11 protein-coding genes are annotated in these 16,947 nt (G+C 66.6%); 5 read left to right on the forward strand and 6 right to left on the reverse strand.

Translation table 11 applies throughout. The features are described 5' to 3' along the window. Window positions 1-92: 92 nt before the first annotated feature. The 3 genes from ACJQWM_RS10880 (at window position 93) to ACJQWM_RS10890 (ending at window position 4,644) form a co-directional block, all read left to right on the forward strand. Window positions 93-2,774 carry a TonB-dependent receptor plug domain-containing protein gene (locus ACJQWM_RS10880; RefSeq protein WP_332703007.1) on the forward strand — a complete coding sequence of 894 codons (2,682 nt, stop codon included), beginning with the start codon at window positions 93-95 and terminating at the stop codon, window positions 2,772-2,774. A 114-nt stretch (window positions 2,775-2,888) separates the two neighbouring features. After that, window positions 2,889-3,572 (forward strand): putative 2OG-Fe(II) oxygenase, encoded by a 684-nt coding sequence (locus ACJQWM_RS10885; RefSeq protein WP_332703005.1) that lies wholly within the window; start codon window positions 2,889-2,891, stop codon window positions 3,570-3,572. Window positions 3,573-3,618: 46 nt separating this feature from the next. Then, window positions 3,619-4,644: a class I SAM-dependent methyltransferase gene (locus ACJQWM_RS10890; protein WP_332703003.1), complete on the forward strand. Its 1,026-nt coding sequence runs from the start codon at window positions 3,619-3,621 to the stop codon at window positions 4,642-4,644. Between the two features lie 421 nt (window positions 4,645-5,065). On the opposite strand, the gene ACJQWM_RS10895 is transcribed toward ACJQWM_RS10890, so the two are convergent. The 3 genes from ACJQWM_RS10895 to ACJQWM_RS10905 all read right to left on the reverse strand — a co-directional run bounded on the left by ACJQWM_RS10895 (window position 5,066) and on the right by ACJQWM_RS10905 (window position 8,201). After that, the gene (locus ACJQWM_RS10895) at window positions 5,066-5,533 is read right to left on the reverse strand and encodes a hypothetical protein (RefSeq protein ID WP_332703001.1); all 468 of its coding nucleotides are present in this window, start codon (window positions 5,531-5,533) and stop codon (window positions 5,066-5,068) included. A 205-nt stretch (window positions 5,534-5,738) separates the two neighbouring features. Further along, a complete protein-coding gene (locus ACJQWM_RS10900) occupies window positions 5,739-7,505 on the reverse strand; it encodes a phosphoenolpyruvate carboxykinase (GTP) (RefSeq protein ID WP_332703051.1) in 1,767 nt (588 codons plus the stop codon). Between the two features lie 93 nt (window positions 7,506-7,598). After that, window positions 7,599-8,201, reverse strand: coding sequence for a TetR/AcrR family transcriptional regulator (locus tag ACJQWM_RS10905; RefSeq protein ID WP_332702999.1), 603 nt, complete (start codon window positions 8,199-8,201; stop codon window positions 7,599-7,601). Between the two features lie 244 nt (window positions 8,202-8,445). Here ACJQWM_RS10905 and ACJQWM_RS10910 point away from each other — a divergent pair, with 244 nt between their 5' ends. After that, the gene (locus ACJQWM_RS10910; RefSeq protein ID WP_332702997.1) at window positions 8,446-10,914 is read left to right on the forward strand and encodes an acyl-CoA dehydrogenase; all 2,469 of its coding nucleotides are present in this window, start codon (window positions 8,446-8,448) and stop codon (window positions 10,912-10,914) included. A 168-nt stretch (window positions 10,915-11,082) separates the two neighbouring features. Here the strand turns inward: ACJQWM_RS10910 and ACJQWM_RS10915 are convergent, their stop codons facing one another. The 3 genes from ACJQWM_RS10915 to ACJQWM_RS10925 form a co-directional block, all read right to left on the reverse strand. Beyond that, window positions 11,083-12,489: an NTP/NDP exchange transporter gene (locus tag ACJQWM_RS10915; RefSeq protein ID WP_332702995.1), complete on the reverse strand. Its 1,407-nt coding sequence runs from the start codon at window positions 12,487-12,489 to the stop codon at window positions 11,083-11,085. A 193-nt stretch (window positions 12,490-12,682) separates the two neighbouring features. Next, window positions 12,683-14,566, reverse strand: a complete 1,884-nt coding sequence (locus ACJQWM_RS10920; RefSeq protein ID WP_332702993.1) for a M48 family metallopeptidase — start codon at window positions 14,564-14,566, stop codon at window positions 12,683-12,685. A 28-nt stretch (window positions 14,567-14,594) separates the two neighbouring features. Continuing rightward, window positions 14,595-15,188 (reverse strand): LemA family protein, encoded by a 594-nt coding sequence (locus ACJQWM_RS10925; RefSeq protein ID WP_332702991.1) that lies wholly within the window; start codon window positions 15,186-15,188, stop codon window positions 14,595-14,597. A gap of 73 nt (window positions 15,189-15,261) precedes the next feature. Between ACJQWM_RS10925 and ACJQWM_RS10930 the strand changes: the two genes are divergently transcribed. Continuing rightward, window positions 15,262-16,761, forward strand: a complete 1,500-nt coding sequence (locus tag ACJQWM_RS10930) for a serine hydrolase domain-containing protein (protein WP_411306817.1) — start codon at window positions 15,262-15,264, stop codon at window positions 16,759-16,761. Window positions 16,762-16,947: the final 186 nt, after the last annotated feature.

Raw genomic sequence — 16,947 nt, forward strand, 5'->3', positions numbered from 1 at the left:
ATCGGCGCGGCCTTGCCGGATTTGGCGTCTCACTTGACCTCACCGGCGGGGTTCCCATGGGGTTTACCCAAGACTGACTTGGAGAGAGAGAGATGACCTTTAAGACCACCAGGCTCCGCGACGCGATCACCTTCGCGCTCGTAGCGAGCGTTACCACCCTCGCGGGTACGAGTGTCGCTTTTGCGCAGGACGCCGACACGCAGGAATCAGAAGCCACCACGCTCGACCGCATTGAGGTCACCGGTTCGCGCATCAAGCGCGCCGCGATCGAAGGCGCGCTGCCGATCACCGTCATCGACCGTGCCGAGATCGAGGCCAGCGGCGATATCTCGGTCGCCGACTTCCTGCGCGGCACCAGCTTTAACTCGTTCGGCTCGTTCCGTCCGCAGTCCGGTAGTTCCGCGCAGTCGTTCGCGGGCATCAGCCTGCGCGGCCTGGGCGAGGCACGCACCCTGGTCCTGATCGATGGCCGCCGCGCCCCGGTCGCCCCGACCACCGGACAGGGTCAAGACCTGAACATCATCCCGATGGCAGCGGTCGAGCGCGTGGAAATCCTGCTTGACGGCGCATCCTCGGTGTACGGCTCCGACGCCATCGGCGGCGTGATCAACATCATCACCCGCAGCGATTACGAAGGCGCCGAAATCACCCTCGGCAGGTCCTTCCCGGTCCGCGAAGGCGGCGACACCGAGGAAGGCAACGCGCTGATGGGCTTCAGCACCGACCGCGGACATCTGCTGGCCAGCATCTCGTACGAGAATCGCGACATCATCTTCCAGCGCGATCGCGATTATTCGGCGGGCGGATTCTCGGTCTTCTCCAACAACTTCTGGAGCAGGAACCAGCTCGCGTTCAGCGCCCTGGTCGGCCCGGTCCCGGGTGGCTGTCAGGATCCCGGCTTCACCGATATCGGCTTCCTCTGCGGATACGACTTCACCGCTCTGGCAGCGGACGAAGCCGCGATCGGCAACCGCTCGCTGGTGACCAGCGGCGCCTACGACATCAACAACGACTGGACCTTCTACGGTCGCGGCGTGGTGTCGCGGGTCAAGTCGTTCGGCCGCTATGCGCCGGTGCCCTCCTCGCCCTGGCCGGGCGGTTTGATCCCGATCTCGCCCGATTCGCCGAATCATCCGAACAACGCGGTGCCCGGCTGGACCGGTCAGACCGATACGATCTACCTGACCCACCGCTTCGCGGCCCTGGGCCCGCGCGATGCCCACATCGACTCGAACCTGTACGACCTGAATCTCGGCTTCGAAGGCCGCGTCGGCGGCGTCGATCTCGACTTCGGCGTCCGCCGCAACGAGTACCAGACCTACGACTTCGGGCTCAACTACGTGGTCGCGGCCATTGCCGGCGATTTCATCGAGCGCGGCTTGTACAACATCTACGACCCGGACGGCAACGATCCCGACGTCCTGCGGCAGTTCACGGCCACCATCTCGCGCCGCTCCAGCACCAAGCTGGAGGAGGTCTACGGCTCGGCAGGCTTCGACCTGTTCGAGATGGGCGGCGGCCTCGCGGCGGCTGTGGTCGGCGCGGAGTACCGCAAGGAAGACTACGCCGATATCTATGACTCGCTGTCCGAAGCGGGCCAGATCGTCGGCTCGGCCGGCAATTCCGCCGGCGGCGGGCGCAGTGTCCGCGCGGTCTACGGCGAAGTCCTGCTCCCGGTCTTCGACAACTTCGAGGTCAACCTCTCCGCCCGCCACGACAGCTACAGCGACTACGGCAGCGATACCTCGCCGAAGATCTCGCTGCGCTACCAGCCGCTCGACACGCTGACCTTCCGTGGCTCCTATGGCCAGGGCTTCCGCGCACCGACGCTGGACCTTGTCACCCAGCAACCGGCGTTCGGAGCGGCGGGCACCACCCACGGCCCCACGTGTGAGGTGCTCGGCGGCGGCGCGCCCTGTTCCACCCAGGTCACCACCTTCAGCATCGCCAACCCGGGCCTCAGTTCGGAGAAATCCGACCAGTGGGCCCTGGGCACCGCGTGGGATGCCACCGACTGGCTGAACATGTCGCTGGATTACTACAACATCAGCATCGAGGAGCAGATCGCGTTCATCGGCATCAACACGGTCGTGGGCTGCCTGGAAGGCACCATCGACGCCTGCCCGAGTGGCCTGAGCAGGTTCCCGGCCGGTACCCGCGCCAATGCCCCCGATGCCAGCCTGGGCCTGGGCGTGGAGTTCGGCTCGCAGGGCGAGATCGTGTTCGGCCAGATCGGTTCGACCAATCTGGGCACGATTGACACCTACGGCTTCGACTTCAATGCGCGCACCCGCTTCGATCTGGGCGCCTGGGGCAACCTGCGTCAGCAGTTGCAGATCAGCAACCCGCTCAGCTTCCGCGTCAACGGCGGGCCAAGCACGGTCGGCCGCGAAGGCAGCCCGCGTTATCGCGGTGTCCTGCAGAACGCCTGGTCGATGGGTGATTGGGAATTCGCCTGGAACCTCAACTACATCCACGGCACCCAGTCGACCAAGTACCGCGAGTTCGTTGTGGCCTCGCGTACAGACGACCAGGAAACGATCGACGACCTGGCCGCCGAAGGCCTGTCCGACACCCTGCCGTCCTGGGTCACCCATGACCTGCAGTTGAGCTACAACGCCCCGTGGAACGCCAAGGTCACCCTCGGCGTCACCAACGTGGCGGACAAGGACCCGGTCATCGATCCGCGCGATCCGACCGGTCGCGGCTTCAACTTCGGCCTGTATGACGGCTATGGTCGCGTGCCGTACTTCCGCTACACCCAGCGGTTCTAAGCAAACGCTAGAGCAACTGGATTTTGGAAAGGGGCCTTCGGGCCCCTTTCCTTTTTGGGCATTTGGCACAATGCCGCCATCGGCATCGTGCCGCTGCCTTCCACTAGGAGCAGGATGGACATCAAGCCCGCTTTTTCGACCCCACTTGCCTTCGCCGGTATGAACGCACCGGAAGCGCTGAACGCGCAGCTGCGCGAGCTGTTCCTGGCCTGCGAAGCGCAAGGGCCGAAATTCGCCAACCCGGACCCATACACCCATCGCAATGACGCGCTGTTCGAGAGCAGCTTCACCCTCTTCGACTGGCCTCACGATCCGATAGCGAAACTCAGGGATTTCTGCTGGTCCAGCCTGTACCGAGTGATCGGCGAGCTTAACCAGTACGACACCCATACCCTGCAGAAGCTGCACATCGCCCATGAGTCCTGGTTCCACGTCACCCACAGGGGCGGCTATTTCGGCGTGCACAACCACCCTCTGCACTCCTGGTCGGGCGTGTACTGCGTCTGTCAGGACGGCGATAACCCGGACAGCGACAGTGGCAAGCTCACCTTCATTAATCCTCACGCGATGAATACGATGTTCATCGACATGGCCACGCATCGCATGAAGCCGCCTTTCAGCATGGGCAACCTGTCGATCCGGCTGCAGCCCGGCCAGTTGGTCGTTTTCCCGTCCTGGCTGCTGCACGAAGTGACGCCGTTCGAGCCTATGGACGACGGCCTGCGGATCACGGTGGCGTTCAACGCACGCTTCCAGATGCAGGGCGTCGAGCCGCCGAAGTCGCCCTTCGCGCCCTGAAAAAACACAGCGATTGCAATGTCGCTTCCCGACCGGAATGATCGCCTTGAACCTAGATGAGTCACCCGATGCAACATCCTCGGCTTCGCGTCGCGAGGTCTGGTCCTCCTATTGGAAGCAGGGTGCGCTGCACTCGCTCGAGGGCTCGTTCACTGGCGGCTACGGCGGGAGCATCCGCGCGTTCTGGACGGATGTGTTCGCGGCCTTGCGGCACGATGATCGCGTGCTCGACGTGGGAACCGGCAATGGCCCGCTGCCGGCAATGGTGTGCAAGCTGCGCGGTGACGCCCCGGTGCAGAGAATCGACGCCATCGATCTCGCCACTGTGGCGCCGCGATGGCTTGACTCGGCGCCCGCAGCCTGCCGCGAGAACATCCGCTTCCATGGCGGCGTGCCTGCCGAGGACCTTCCGTTCGAAACCGGCGCCTTCACCCTGGCCGTCAGCCAGTACGGACTGGAGTACAGCCGCCTCCACCAGTCCATCCCCGAACTGGCGCGCGTGCTCAGGCCGAATGGACGGATCGCGCTGGTCATGCACCACGATCATTCGCGACTGGCCGAGGTGGCAGGCGAAGAGTCCCGGCTGATCGATTCGCTGCTGTCGGAGGACGGACTGATGCCGGCCGCCTCGGACGTTTTCCCGTACTTGGCCAAGGCAGCCATGGGCATGCAGGCGGAGCTGGTCGCAGATCCCAATGCCGGCCAGGCGCGCACCCGGTACAACGTCGCCATACGCGCGCTGGAAACCCTTTCAGACCGGAGTGCGTACCCGGATATCCTGCTCGAGACCCGCGAGTTCGTCGCACAGCAGATCGACGGACTGTTTCAGTCCCGCCTCGACCTGGACGCGGCCCAAGCGGCGCTCGCCAGCCATGTCCAGGCTCTTGAGAGTTCGCGCTTCCGCAGCATCGAACTGCGCAGCCATGCCCTGAGCGAGGCCGGCATGGCCGAACTGGGCCGGCAACTGCTGGCGCATGGGTTCGAGGGCATCGAGACCCAACTGATCCGTCAGGGCCCCCTGCTGATGGGCTGGACCGTGCGCGCCGGCCGCGGCGACGCGGCGACCGGGTAACGGAGAAACGGGGACAACCTGCCTCGGACCGATTTGCCGTGCGGTCGCCCCAAATCCACAGCCGGGCGAAAAGCCGTGAGATATCACGTCTGGGAGCAGCGCTTGCCGGCTGCTTGACCGACGGAGCCGAGCAAGCTCGGCTAGACGGTTCCTGATTGGCGTCGAATCTCCGCTGCGCGTGTTTTCCCTTCTCCCGTTTGCGGGAGAAGAGCCTGCTCTCGAACGCTTTAGTCGAGGGTGCCCGAAGGGCGGATGAGGGCGCACGACACCCGGCAGCCGAGCCAAGCCGGTTCCGCCTGCCCTCACCCTAGCCCTCCCCCGCAAGCGGGAGAGGGGGTGTCCGGAGCGGCTGAGATTCGACGCTGATCAGGACACCGTTTGCACTCGCCGAAGCCGCGAACAATGGACCCTATCGAGCGACTCAATTCGGCGACGGCGGCCTGGCATGCTGACGGGGCATTTCGCGCAGTTCCTGCTGCGTTCTCTCCCGCACCTCGCGGCGCTCCGCTACGGTTGCGCAGTGTGTCGTCTTGAAGCGTGACCCGGTTTTCCGCTCGCGACGGCAGACCAGCCGGCTGTCTTCGGCAGCCTGGATCAGAATGGAGTTAGCCTGCTCCTGGATATTGAACAGCCTGACCCTCTGGCCCCCGTTCAACGCTTCGGCGCCACCATCTTGCAGTTGCATCTCCATCTGCTCCAGGAGTTGAAGCACCGTACGACGATCCTCGTCGCTGAGCTCCGCATACTTCTCCGTCCGAAGGGTTTGCCGGATCTCGCTCAACTGTTCGGCGTGCGGATTCGCCCGCAGGTCGATCGGCTGCTCCGCTGCATAAGCGGTATTGAACAGCGCGACGGCCAGAATGCCGGTTACAAGTATTCCACGTCTCATCACCTATCCTCCTTAATAAGCCATATCGATAAAAAAAACTGCGAGCGATCCCTTGCCTGTCCTGTATTCGCGGATCGTAGTGCTGTGCCGAACTAGTCGCCGAGCTTAGCCGCGGAAGGGTTTCAATGCCATCGGTCCAAGCAACGCCGCTAGAACCGGATCGGCCGAACACATCGCGGCTACTTGATCAGCGTTGCCCTGGTTTTTACGACGGCTCAATAGCGACAAGTGCCTTCACGATCCGCTGCTGTTCGTCCTTCAGCGCCTGCGGCATGCGCGGGCCGTAGCCCTCGAGGTAGTCGCCGATGCTGTCGAGCTCGGCCTTCCAGCCGGGCCGGTCGAAATCGAACAGCTTGGCGCGGGCTTCATCGCTGAGCGACACGCCGTCAAGATTCAGGTCGTCCAGGGTCGGCAGGTGGCCGATCGGCGTCTCGATCGCATGGGCCTCGTCCTTGACCCGGCCGATCATCCACTCGAGCACGCGCAGGTTCTCGCCGAACCCGGGCCAGAGGAACTTGCCGTCCTCGCCCTTGCGGAACCAGTTCACGTGGAAGATCTTCGGCAGCTTGTTGCGGCCGTCGTCCAACGACAGCCAGTGCGCGAAGTAGTCGGCGAAGTTGTAGCCACAGAACGGCTTCATCGCCATCGGGTCACGACGCATCACGCCAACCGCGCCGGAGGCGGCGGCCGTGGTTTCCGAGCCCATCGCGGCACCGACCAGCACTCCATGGGTCCAGTCGCGCGCCTCGAACACCAGCGGTACCAGCGACGGCCGCCGTCCGCCAAAGACAATTGCCGAAATCGGCACGCCGGCGGGGTTCTCGGCCTCGGGTGAATAACACGGGCACTGTTTGGCCGAGACGGTGAAGCGCGAATTGGGATGGGCGGCCGGGCGCTTGCTGGCGTCGTACGGTTCGCCGCGCCAGTCGGTGACCGGGCTCATGCCGTTGTCGATCCCCTCCCACCATGGCTGGTTGTCCGCGGTCACACCGACGTTGGTGAAGATGGTGTTGCTCTGGATCGACTTGAGAGCGTTCGGGTTCGAGCTCGCCGAGGTGCCCGGCGCGACCCCGAAGAAACCCGCTTCCGGGTTGATCGCGTAAAGGCGGCCATCGCTGCCCGGTCGCATCCAGCAGATGTCGTCGCCGACCGTCCATACCTTCCAGCCGTCGACGCGGTAGCCCTCCGGCGGAATCAACATGGCCAGGTTGGTCTTGCCGCAGGCCGACGGAAACGCGGCCGCGATGTAGTGCGTCTCGCCCTGCGGGTTTTCCAGGCCGAGGATCAGCATGTGCTCGGCCAGCCAGCCTTCGCTCTTTGCCTGGTGGCTGGCGATGCGCAGCGCGTGGCACTTCTTGCCGAGCAGCGCGTTGCCACCGTAGCCCGAGCCGTACGACTTGATCGTCAGCTCCTCGGGAAAATGCATGATGAAGCGGCGCTCGGGATCGAGCTCGCCAACCGAATGCAAACCCTTCACGAAGGACTTTTCCTGCTCGATCCGCGCCAGCGCCGGCGCACCCATGCGGGTCATGATGCGCATGTTGGCCACCACGTAGGGGCTGTCGGTGATCTCGACCCCGCAACGCGACAGCGGCGAGTCGATCGGCCCCATGCAGTACGGCACCACGTACATCGTGCGCCCGGCCATGCAGCCGTCGAACAGCGCATCGACCTTGGCGTGGCCATCGGCCGGCGACATCCAGTGGTTGTTCGGGCCGGCGTCGTCCTGCTCGGTGGTGCAGACGAAGGTCAGGTGCTCCACGCGGGCCACGTCGTCGGGGTCGGAACGGTGCAGCCAGCTCCCGGGATGGGTCTGCTGGTTGAGCTCGATCAGGGTGCCGTCGGCCTGCATCTGCGCGACCAGCGCCGCATTCTCCACATCGCTGCCATCGCACCAGTGGATCGCGTCGGGGCCGGTCAGCTCGGCAACTTCGGTGACCCACTCGTTCAATGCCGCAAGCTGGCTGCCGATGCTCCCGGAAACGGCGGCAGACGAGGCGGCGGATTTGGCAATGGCATTCACGACAATACTCCGGGACGAAAAGGAAAGAGGATCACCTGCGGCTCAGGTTGCCGGAATCAGCGTCATCATCACGTGCTCGACGTAGGCTTCGAACTCGTCGTGCTGCAGCCGGGCCTGATGCAACTGCAGGTTCAGCTGCAGGAAGCCGACATAGGCGGCGTAGGCCAGGCGCGCGCGGTGCTGGGCGTCGGTGCGGCTGAGGCCAGCCTGGCGGAACGAGGCGGTGAGGTACTCCAAGCGCCGCGCCGATACGCGCCCGATCACCGGCTGCACGGCAGGGTGGTCGAGCGCCTTGAGCAGCTCCGAATAGATGATGTGCGACTTGTACTCGTGCGCGACCAGATTGAACAACGCGCGCAGGCGTTCACGCGGGTCGGGGATGGCTTCGAGCTGGCCGAACACGGTCTCCTGCTCGACCTTCTCCCAGCGCTCCAGCGCGGCTACCAGCAGCGCATCGCGCGAAGGAAAGTGCCAGTAGAAGCTGCCCTTGGTCACTCCGAGCCGCCGCGCCAGTGGCTCCACCGCCACCGCCGCCACGCCCTGCTCGGCAATCAGGTCGAGCGCCGCCTGCGCCCAGTCATCCGCACTGAGCCGGCCGTTGCGTTCCCTGCTTTGTTCGGGCGTGTTGGATCCCACGAGGTTCATCTTTCTGATTCTAAACCAAACGTCCTGGACCATACGCCCAGGACAGGAACAGTACGCCAGCCCTTCGCGGACGGTTGACAGTGGAGCCCGGAGCTTTCCATACTCACGCGTATGTTTTCCGGTGCCGATGTCGAGGCCGCTTATCTCGGCAGTCGCGTCACCGGCCCGTGTTTAACCTGCCCGTCTCCGCACCCCCTGATCCGTGCGTCGGCGACCGGTCAGCCCGCCCTGTTGGAGCGCCATCATGAACATCGCCGCCCCGTTTCTCGCTTTTCTGCTGGTCGGCGCGTTTGCCGCGTACCACCGGCTCCGGCTTCCGACCTGGACCGCGCTGACCGCCACCGCGCTGGTCGCCTGCTGGCTGCTGGGCGCCAGCGGGATCGCCACCGCCGCCGCCATGGTGCTGCTCGCCGCGATCGCGGTGCCACTGCTGCTGCCGCAGGTTCGCCTGCCCTACATCACCGCGCCGCTGTTGAAGTTCTACAGCAGGATCCTGCCGCCCCTGTCGGAAACCGAACGCGTCGCGCTGGAGGCCGGCACGGTCGGCTTCGAGGGCGAGCTGTTCTCGGGCAAGCCGGACTGGCAGGTCCTGCTCGACCAACCGGCCCCGGCGCTGAGCGCCGAGGAGCAGGCGTTCCTCGATGGACCGGTCGAAGAGCTGTGCCGCATGACCAACGACTGGGACATCACCCACGTACGCGCCGACCTGCCGCCGGAGATGTGGGAGTTCATCAAGAAAAGCCGCTTCTTCGGGCTGATCGTGCCCAAGGAATACGGCGGCCTGGGTTTCAGCGCGCTGGCCAACCACAAGGTGATCCAGAAGCTGGCCTCGATCTCCTCGGTGGTCAGCTCGACCGTCGGCGTGCCCAACTCGCTGGGGCCGGCCGAGTTGCTGATGCACTACGGCACGCGCGAGCAGAAGGATCACTACCTGCCACGCCTGGCCGACGGCCGCGAGGTGCCGTGTTTCGCCCTGACCGGGCCATGGGCGGGCTCGGACGCGACCTCCATCCCGGATTTCGGCATCGTCTGCATGGGCCAGTGGAACGGCGCGAACGTGGTCGGGGTGAAGCTGACCTTCGACAAGCGCTACATCACCCTGGCCCCGGTGGCGACACTGATCGGCATGGCGTTCCGGATGTACGACCCCGACGGCATCCTCGGCGACAACCGCGACATCGGCATCAGCCTGGCACTGCTGCCGCGCGACACCCCGGGGATCGACATCGGCCGTCGCCATTTCCCGTTGAACAGTCCGTTCCAGAACGGCCCGCTGCAGGGCCGCGAGGTGTTCATCCCGTTGAGCCAGCTGATCGGCGGCGAAGCCTATGCCGGCAAGGGCTGGCAGATGCTGGTCGAGGTGCTGTCGATCGGCCGTTCGATCACCCTGCCCTCGACCGCCAGCGGCGGCGCCAAGCTGGCCGCGGTCGTGACCGGCGCCTATGCCCGGATCCGCAAGCAGTTTGGCCTGTCCATCGGCCGTTTCGAAGGGGTCGCGGAAGCGCTCGCGCGCATCGCCGGCAACGCCTACACGATCAGCGCGCTGGCCGAGTCGACCGCCGCGGCGGTCACCCGCGGCGAGAACCCCGCCGTGCCCTCCACGATCGCGAAGTACCACTGCACCGAGCTGGGCCGCGAGGTGGTCATCGACGCGATGGACATCCACGGCGGCAAGGGCATCATCCTGGGCCCGCGCAACTACCTTGGCCGTGCCTGGCAGGCGTGCCCGATCGGCATCACCGTGGAAGGCGCGAACATCATGACGCGCTCGCTGATGATCTTCGGCCAGGGCGCGATCCTGTGCCACCCGTGGGTGCTCAAGGAAATGAAGGCCGCGACCTTGCCGGACCCGGACCAACGCCTGCGCGAGTTCGACCGGAACCTGTTCGGCCACATCGGTTTCGCGATCTCCAATGCGTTCCGCGCGCTGTGGTTCGGTGTGACCGGCGCCAGCCTCGGCAGGGCGCCCGGCGATGCCTACACGCGGCGCTTCTACCGCAAGCTCAACCGGTACTCCGCGGCGCTGGCGCTATGCGCCGACACCTCGATGCTGCTGCTCGGTGGCAAGCTCAAGTTCAAGGAGTCGCTGTCGGGGCGCCTGGGCGACGTGCTCAGCCAGCTCTACATCGCCAGCGCCCTGCTCAAGCGTTACGAGGACCAGGGGCGCCCGGAATCGGACCGTCCGCTGCTCGCATGGGCATTCCACAATGCGGTGCACAAGATCGAGATTGCATTCTCCGGGGCGCTGCGCAATTTCCCGATCCGCCCGGTGGGCTGGCTGCTTTGGGCGCTGATCTTCCCCTGGGGACGCCGCGCGCAGGCGCCGAGCGACCGGCTGGGCCATCGGGCGGCGGCCTTGCTGATGTCGCCGAACGAAGCGCGCAGCCGCCTCGCCGCCGGCGTATTCACCACGCCCGGCGACAACAACCCGGCCGGCCGCATCGACAGCTACCTGCCGAGGGTCGTGCTGGCCGAGCCGGTGGAACGCAAGTTCCTGAAGGCACTCAAGGGCGCCGACATCGAAGCGATGGGTTTTTCCGCGCAACTGGACGAGGGCGTGCGGCGGGGCTGGATCAGCGTCGAGGAGCGCCGGCAGCTGGAGGAACTGCGCGAGATGACCGTCGATGCGATCAGCGTCGACGACTTCGATGCCGCGGACCTGCGCTCGGCCGGCTACCGCCGCGGCCAGCACGAGGATCGAGCCGCGGCGTAACGCCGTCGCACCACCTGACAGTCCAATCGAAGCGGCCGACCATCCGGCGGCCATTCCGTAGAGCCGAGCTTGCTCGGCCGCGGCATCTCCCGGAGCCGCGCCCTGCCCCAACAGCCGACAAAGCCGGTCCTGCGCAACAGCGCTATCCGGAGCACGCCACTGCCTCGACTACCTGCCCGTTGCGTGCCCGACCTGGCCGGCGCTGCGATCTTCGGGCGCGGGTTCTTCCGGCGTGGACTCTTGCGGCCCGCCCTCCTCCGGCAAGTCACGCTGGGCGCGTATCACCCGCCACGCACTGAACGTCATGGCCAGGGCAATCCCGATGCCGCCGGCAAACACCACCGTTGAGCCCAGGAGCGCCAGCGCCTTGTGCAGCCAGACGAAACTCAGGTCGCCGCCGCGATACACCACCGTGTCGATGACGGCCTTGGCCTTGTAGCGCGACTCGCGGTCGACCCGGGTGTAGATCGTCTCGCGCGCCGGCTTGGACAGGGAGAACTCGCCCGCGCGCGTGGCCACCTGCACCATCGCCACGAACATCGGCAGCGGCGAGGCGGCCAGCACGCAGTAGCCGAACACGATCGCCGCGGCTGGAATCAGCAGCGCCGGCGCCAGGCCATGGCGCTGCAGCAGCCAGCGCGTGACGAACAACTGGACGACCAGGGTCAGGCCGTTCACCGCCCAGTCGATCATCGCGTAATAGCGGGTGGCCGCTTCCGCGTCCGGATAGAACTCGCGCACGATCGCGGCCTGCTCGTTGTACAGCAGCGTGCCGACGCCGACACCGAAGAACATGAAGGCCGCCAGCGCTCGCAATACCGGCCGCTGCCAGACCAGCTTCAGGCCGGCGATGATCGAGCCGCCCATGGCGCGCTCGCCGCTGCTGTCGTGGTGCAGTCGTTCGCGTCGCAGCGCCCACGGCCGCAGGCGCAGGATGCACAGCAGGCATACCAGCAGCAGCCCGCCCGACACCAGCAGCAGGTTGGCAATGCCGATCGGCTCGACCAGCACGCCGGTGATCGCCGGGCCGACCAGTGCACCGATCGTGCCGCCGGCGCCAATGTAGCCATAGACCCGCTTGGCGTGCGCATCGTCGAACACGTCGGCCATGAAGCTCCAGAACACGCTGACCGCGAACAGGTTGAACACCATGATCCAGATGAAGAACGCCGCACCGCGTCCGGCGACTTCGCGGTCGAACAGCCAATAAAAGCCGACCAGACACCCGACGAACACCAGGTACACCACCGGCAGGAACACCCGCCGCGGGAACCGCGACACCAGCGCGCCGTAGACCGGCTGCAACACCAGCATCGCGATGAACACCGCGCTGAACAACAACTGCAGGGTGAAATCACCCAGCGCGACCCCGCGCGCCTGGGCCCAGCCCAATAAGGCCTGCGGGAACACCGCGGTGACCTCGGCCGAGGCCGCCATCGCGTCGCGCACCGGACGCAGCACGTAGTAGCTGCACAGCAAGCTGAAGAAATACAGCAGCGCCCACCACAGCGGCGGGCTGTCGATCAGTGCGCTGCGGAAACGGCCGAGGCGGGAGACGGGGACTTCGCTGTTCACGGGCGGCGCGCGCGGGCGGCCTCAGGCAGGGTGCGCGCACCGTAGCCGATGGGCCTGCGTGGCGCCAGCGCGGCGAACGCCGCTATGCGGCGCGGCCGTGTAGGAACGCCCCATGGGCCCGATGGGCGCCGGTCCACCGCGCCTGTCCGATTCTGGTTCGCGCCCATGGGGCGCTCCTACAAATCGCGCTTGCCTACAACACCGGCGGCAAGGGGCAGTGCAGTACGCCGCAGATGGTGCGCAGCAATTCGGCTTCGGCCACGTTGACCTTGCCGTCGTGGCTGATCGACACGGTGATCGCCTCGACCAGCAACTGCTTGGCCAGCGGATCGAGCGCGTCCAATGGCACCCACACGTCGTCCAGCGCCTGCGCACCGCCCGTCGGCGGCGCGTAGGCGATGTGGTCGTTCGGCAGCACGCGCTGCAGGCCGGCCAAATAAGCATGCTGCGCGGCGGCCGGTTCGGCGTGACCGGCCTGCGCGACCACCGCGAGCAGGGTCGCGATCTCGGCCTTGAGCCGATGCGGCTTGCTCCGGCCAAAGCCGGCGTAGCGCCCCGGGTCCAGCGATTCGCGCACCTGTACGGTCAGCAGGCGGCTCAGGCAGTACTCGAACAGCGATACCTTGCCGTCGGCGTAGACCATCGCGTTGGCCGCGTCCAGGAACAGTTCCAGTTCCGGCCGCGGGCGCAGCCGCAGCACCGGGAATGCGATCGATGCCAGCGGCAGGCGCAGCACCGGGTGCAGGTCGGCCAGGTGCTGCTGGCGCAGGTGCCGTGCCTGTTCGGCGGCCACCTTGCCCAGCCGCGCCGCGATTTCGAACACCTGCTTGTCGGCGATCTCGTCGCGCCCGTCCATCAGCAGCCCCAGCAACAGCGGCATCACCGTGTCGCGGCGGGCCGCCAGCCGGTGCAGCTCCTCGCCGAGGTGGCCGGCAATATCGTCCGCGCGGCGATAGTCGTCGGCGCTCGGATGGGCGACCTGGGACACCACCATCGGCGCGGTCACCGCATGCTCGCTGGTGCCGGGCGACAACGCCGAGACCGGATGCGGGGCCAGTCCCAGCTGGACGTCCTCCTCGAGCCCGTTCGGCGGTGCGCTCTGCCACTGGCGCGACAGCCCCTCCAGCTGCTCGGCGCGGAAGTTCGGCTCCAGCGCCTGGATGCGTTCGATCAGCTTCGGGTGGGTCGCGAACAATCCGCTGAAGCCCACGCCGTCACCGAACAACATATGGCTGACCTCCTCGGCATCGCCGCGCTGGGTGAGCGTGGAGCCCTCATGCAGTCCACCGATCTTCTTCAACGCGCCGGCCAGGCCGGCGGTCTGGCGGGTGAACTGCACCGCCGAGGCGTCGGCCAGGCGCTCGCGCGTGCGGCTGACCCCGGCCTTGATCATCCGCCCGAAGAACAGCCCGATGTAGCCGATCAGCATCGCCACCAGCGCGGCCATCAGCACCGCGGCGGTGCCGCGATTGTTACGCCCGCCGAGGCGGCCGTAGATCAGCACCTTGCGGCCGATCAGGGCCAGCATCATGATCCCGAACAGCACCCCGATCAGCCGGATGTTGAGGCGCATGTCGCCATTGAGGATGTGGCTGAACTCGTGTGCGATGACGCCCTGGAGCTCGTCCCGGTTGAGCCGCTCGAGCGCGCCTCGGGTCACCGCGACCACCGCGTCGGCCGGCGAATAGCCGGCCGCGAACGCGTTGATCGCCGCCTCGTGCTCGAGCACGTAGACCTTGGGCACCGGCACCCCGGCGGCGATCGCGATCTCCTCGACCACGTTGCGCAGCCGGCGCAGGTTCAGGTCCGCGGTGTCCTCGGGCACCGGCACGCCGCCCATCTGCAGCGCCACCGGCTCACCGCCGCCGCGCAGGCTGGCGATGCGGAACAGCGAGCCCAGACCGACCACCGCCAGCGTCGCCAAGCTCGCGAACGCCGCGGTCCCCGGGCTGTAGCCGATCGCGAACACCACCACGACGTTCACCCCCAGCACCATGCCGAGCACCGCCACGCCGAACAGGAGCATCAGCCGGGTGGAGACCCGGCGCGCCTGCGCCTGGTGTTCGAAGAAGTTCATGCCGCCACCGGCTCGCGTCCGCCGGCGGTCAGAACTGCACCTTCGGGGCCTCGCGCACCTCGGCGCGGTCCTCCGGAATGTCCAGCAGCGCGGCCGGCGCGAAGTTGAAGTTGTTCGCCACCAGGCTGGAGGGGAACACCTCGCGCTTGTTGTTGAAGGCCATCACCGAGTCGTTGTAGGCCTGCCGCGAGAACGCGACCTTGTTCTCGGTGCTGGTCAGCTCCTCGGTGAGCTGCATCATGTTCTGGTTGGCCTTGAGGTCCGGATAGGCCTCCACCACCACCATCAGCCGGCTCAAGGCCCCGTTGAGCGCGCCCTGGGTCTGCGCCAGCTCGGCCATCGCCGCCGGATCGCCCGGGCTGGCCTTGGCGGCCGAGAGCCCCGATTGCGCCGCGTTGCGCGCGTTGACCACTGCTTCCAGCGTTTCGCGTTCATGAGAAAGGTAGGCCTTCGCAGTCTCGACCAGGTTCGGGATCAGGTCGAAGCGGCGCTGCAACTGCACGTCAATCTGAGCGAAAGCGTTCTTGTACGCGTTCCGTGCGGTGACCAGGCCGTTGTAGATCCCGACCAGCCAGAAACCCAGGAGTGCGACGATCACCAGCAAAATGATGAAGCTGAACATGTTTGCTCCCCAAACCCTTCAAGGTCGACGTTATGATCGAACGTCGATCTAGCATACGCAGGCGCTGCAATTGATGAAAGACGACGCAAACCGCCGGGTGCGCGCGATCTGGCGCATCGGCACCACCGCTTTCCTGCTGACGCTGACCCTCGGGTCGGCCGCGCAGCAGGGTCCGCTGCGCGGCACGCTGCCAGCACCGGCCGCCAGTCTGGCTGCCGCCGAACCGCTGGCGCCCCCCGCGAACGCACCCACGCCCGCAATGGCGGTGGGGACAACGACGGCGACGGCGACGGCGACGGCGACGGCGCTCGAATCATCCACCAAGGTCAGCAGCCCGGCGGCCGAACCCGTGCCTCCCGTACCACCAGCCATGCCGCTGGCGGAGGACTTCGACGTACGCCGGTTCGAGGCGATGGCCCAGCAATTGGTCGCCGATCAGCGCGTGCCGGGCATCGCCATGGCGATCGTGCACAACGGCCAGGTGCTCAGCGCGCGCGGTTACGGAATCACCGACGTACAGGCGGCCGAGCCGGTCGATGCGCACACGGTCTTCCGCCTGGCGTCGTTGTCCAAGGGATTCGCCGGCACCATGGCCGGCCTGCTGGTCAACGACGGCACCCTGCGTTGGGACAGCAAGCTCACCCAGTACCTGCCGAGCTTTCGCCTGCGTGATCCGGAGGCGGCCGGGCGGATCACCGTGGCCGACCTGCTCAGCCACCGAGTCGGACTGACCCACCATGCCTACGATCGCCAGATCGAGGCCTACGTCGATTACCGCACGCTGACCACCAAGCTCGCCGATGCGCCGATGGCGTGCCAGCCGGGTACTTGTTACCGCTATCAGAACGTCGCCTTCAGTTTGATCGGCGACGTCGTGTTCGCCGCGACCGGCGATTTCTACGCCCAGGAAGTGCAGCGGCGGCTGTTCAAGCCGCTCGGCATGAACGACGCCAGCCTCGGCCTCGACGGCATCACCTCCAGTACGAGCTGGGCGCGGCCGCACGTCCGCACCCGCGGCGGCTGGGTCTCGGTGATGCCCAAGTCGACCTATTACGAACTGGCGCCGGCCGCCGGCGTCAACGCCAGCGCCAGCGACATGGCGCAATGGCTGCTGGCCCAGACCGGCTATCGCGCCGACGTGGTGCCCGCGCCGTTGCTGGCGACCTTGCATTCGCCGCGGGTCGATACGCCCGGCGAGATCCGCGGTTCGTCGTGGCGCCGCGACCGGCTCGGCGCCGCTGGCTACGGGCTGGGCTGGCGCGTCTACGATTATGCCGGCCATGATCTCGTCTTCCACGGCGGCGCGGTCCAGGGCTATCGCGGCCTGATCGCGATGATGCCCGAGCGCGATCTCGGCATTGCGGTGCTGTGGAACGGCGAGAGTTCGCTGCCCTCGGGTCTGCTGCCAACGATCCTCGACCGCGCCATCGGCATGCCGGCGAACCAGCGCTGGCTGGACATCGACTTCGATGACCCGACGCTGTTCGTCGACGCCGACAGCCCGCGCGAGCCGCAGCCGCAGAAGAACAAGATCGGCAGCAACGCCACCCGGGCCACCGCCGCGCCGAACTGACCGCGCCATCTCCACCTGATGCGGCAGCCGAGCAAGCTCCGCTCTACGCTCGCGGTAGTTCGATGTAGGAGCGGGCCATGCCCGCGATCGGGACAACGCGGCGGCGGGCTTCGCGCCCATGGGGCGCTCCTACGGGGGGCTGCGCATCATCCGGCTGCGCATCATCGGTAGAGCCGAGCTTGCTCG

Origin of the sequence: Novilysobacter longmucuonensis (assembly GCF_046600735.1) — a bacterium.
GTDB classification, from domain to species: domain Bacteria; phylum Pseudomonadota; class Gammaproteobacteria; order Xanthomonadales; family Xanthomonadaceae; genus Novilysobacter_A; species Novilysobacter_A longmucuonensis.

Bases quoted from the DNA above. Each gene is read 5' to 3' on its own strand.
- ACJQWM_RS10925 (WP_332702991.1), bottom strand. From the start codon at position 15,188: ATGTTCAGCTTCATCATTTTGCTGGTGATCGTCGCACTCCTGGGTTTC.
- ACJQWM_RS10910 (WP_332702997.1), top strand. From the start codon at position 8,446: ATGAACATCGCCGCCCCGTTTCTCGCTTTTCTGCTGGTCGGCGCGTTT.
- ACJQWM_RS10885 (WP_332703005.1), top strand. From the start codon at position 2,889: ATGGACATCAAGCCCGCTTTTTCGACCCCACTTGCCTTCGCCGGTATG.
- ACJQWM_RS10930 (WP_411306817.1), top strand. From the start codon at position 15,262: ATGAAAGACGACGCAAACCGCCGGGTGCGCGCGATCTGGCGCATCGGC.
- ACJQWM_RS10920 (WP_332702993.1), bottom strand. From the start codon at position 14,566: ATGAACTTCTTCGAACACCAGGCGCAGGCGCGCCGGGTCTCCACCCGG.
- ACJQWM_RS10880 (WP_332703007.1), top strand. From the start codon at position 93: ATGACCTTTAAGACCACCAGGCTCCGCGACGCGATCACCTTCGCGCTC.
- ACJQWM_RS10905 (WP_332702999.1), bottom strand. From the start codon at position 8,201: ATGAACCTCGTGGGATCCAACACGCCCGAACAAAGCAGGGAACGCAAC.
- ACJQWM_RS10895 (WP_332703001.1), bottom strand. From the start codon at position 5,533: ATGAGACGTGGAATACTTGTAACCGGCATTCTGGCCGTCGCGCTGTTC.